At 67.3% G+C, this 1,793-nt stretch carries 3 protein-coding genes; 1 reads left to right on the forward strand and 2 read right to left on the reverse strand.

Annotation, left to right across the window (positions count from 1 at the left end; genetic code table 11):
* Positions 1-366 (forward strand): response regulator (locus FV230_RS27960; protein ID WP_147844680.1); only part of this gene is annotated, 366 nt, incomplete at its 5' end.
* A 193-nt stretch (positions 367-559) separates the two neighbouring features.
* Here the strand turns inward: FV230_RS27960 and rplQ are convergent.
* A complete protein-coding gene (gene rplQ / locus FV230_RS27965; RefSeq protein ID WP_147725840.1) occupies positions 560-976 on the reverse strand; it encodes a 50S ribosomal protein L17 in 417 nt (138 codons plus the stop codon).
* A 149-nt stretch (positions 977-1,125) separates the two neighbouring features.
* Positions 1,126-1,793, reverse strand: a 668-nt coding sequence (locus FV230_RS27970) for a DNA-directed RNA polymerase subunit alpha (protein WP_147844681.1), incomplete at its 5' end; no start/stop codon positions are given.

A 1,793-nucleotide genomic window follows, 5' to 3' on the forward strand; every position in this document is an offset into this window, starting at 1 on the left:
GCGGCACGCGCGGCGGCCATCCTGGTGGTGGACGACGACGCCGAGGTCCGGCACGTCACCGCCTCGTTCATCAACGGGTTCGGTTACGACGAGATCGAGGCCTCGGACGGCGCGGCCGCGCTTGCGCTGATGGAGCAGCGCCGCTTCGACCTCGTGGTCGCCGACCTCGCGATGCCCGGCATGACCGGCGTCGAGCTGGCGGCCGAGGTGCGGAGCCGCTGGTCCGAGGTCCCGGTGCTGATCCTGACGGGGCACGCGGAAGCGGTCGAGATCCCGCCCGACCTGCCGGTGCTGACGAAGCCGTTCCAGTCGGCCGAGCTCGCCCGCCGCGTCTCCTTGCTGCTGGGCGACGCGCCCGGCACCTGACGCGTCGGCCCGGCCGTCCGTCCCGACGGAAACGCGTTCGAAGCGCGTCCGTCCCCGAGAAACGCCGGCCTCGACCGTATGCGCTCGCCGCATCGCGGTCGTCCCGGGACGAGCATCGCGCAACGGCCTCGGGCCAACGAAAAAGGCGGCCTCTCGGCCGCCTTTCTTCGAACTCGTGCTGTCGAGGCGCCGATCAGGCCGCTTCGCTCTCGCCGCCGAGCACCGGGCCCGAATCCTTGCCGCGGGCGCTGACGTCGCGGTCGACGAACTCGATCACGGCGAGCGGGGCGTTGTCGCCCTTGCGGAAGCCGGCCTTCATGATGCGGCAGTAGCCGCCCGGACGGGCCGTGTAGCGCGGGCCAAGCACCGTGAAGAGCTTCTTGACCATGTCGTGGTCGCGGATCTGCGACATGGCGAGACGGCGGGTGTGGACGCTGTCGATGCGGCCGAGCGAGATCAGCTTCTCGATGACCGGGCGCAGGTCCTTGGCCTTCGGCAGCGTGGTGATGATCTGCTCGTGCTTGATCAGCGCGGCGGACATGTTGGCGAACATCGCCTTGCGGTGCTCGGTGGTGCGGTTGAAACGACGACCGCGGAATCCGTGACGCATGTTGGCTCTCCTGGTTTTTGCGGTCGCCGTGCCACGGTACGACCGTCATCTTCAAGGCAAATAGGGAGTAGCGAGTAGCGAATAGAGTGCAGCGGAACCGGGGCGCCCTATGGACACCCCTATTCGCTACTCCTACTCGCCATTCGCCCTCAGTAGTGCTCCTCGAAGCGCTTGGCGAGATCCTCGATGTTCTCCGGCGGCCAGCCGGGGATGTCCATCCCGAGGTGCAGACCCATCCCGGCCAGCACTTCCTTGATCTCGTTGAGCGACTTGCGGCCGAAGTTCGGGGTGCGCAGCATCTCGCCCTCGGACTTCTGGATGAGGTCGCCGATGTAGACGATGTTGTCGTTCTTCAGGCAGTTCGCCGAACGCACAGAAAGCTCGAGCTCGTCGACCTTCTTGAGCAGCGCCGGGTTGAAGGGCAGCTGCGGCGCGAGCGGCGCGGCCTCCTCCTTGCGCGGATCCTCGAAGTTCACGAACACCTGGAGCTGGTCCTGGATGATGCGCGCCGCGTAGGCCAGCGCATCCTCCGGCGACACCGCACCGTTGGTCTCGACGGTCATCGTCAGCTTATCCTTGTCGAGATCCTGGCCCTCGCGGGTGGTCTCGATGCGGTAGCTGACCTTGGTCACCGGCGAGAACAGCGCGTCCACCGGGATCAGGCCGATCGGCGCGTCCTCGGGGCGGTTGCGCTCGGCCGGCACGTAGCCCTTGCCGGTGGCGACCGTGAACTCCATCCGGATCTCGGCGCCGTCGTCCAGCGTGCAGATCACGAGGTCGGGGTTCAGGATCTGGATGTCGCCGACCGTGCCGATGT

Origin of the sequence: Methylobacterium sp. WL6 (assembly GCF_008040095.1) — a bacterium.
In the GTDB taxonomy this organism is placed as follows: domain Bacteria; phylum Pseudomonadota; class Alphaproteobacteria; order Rhizobiales; family Beijerinckiaceae; genus Methylobacterium.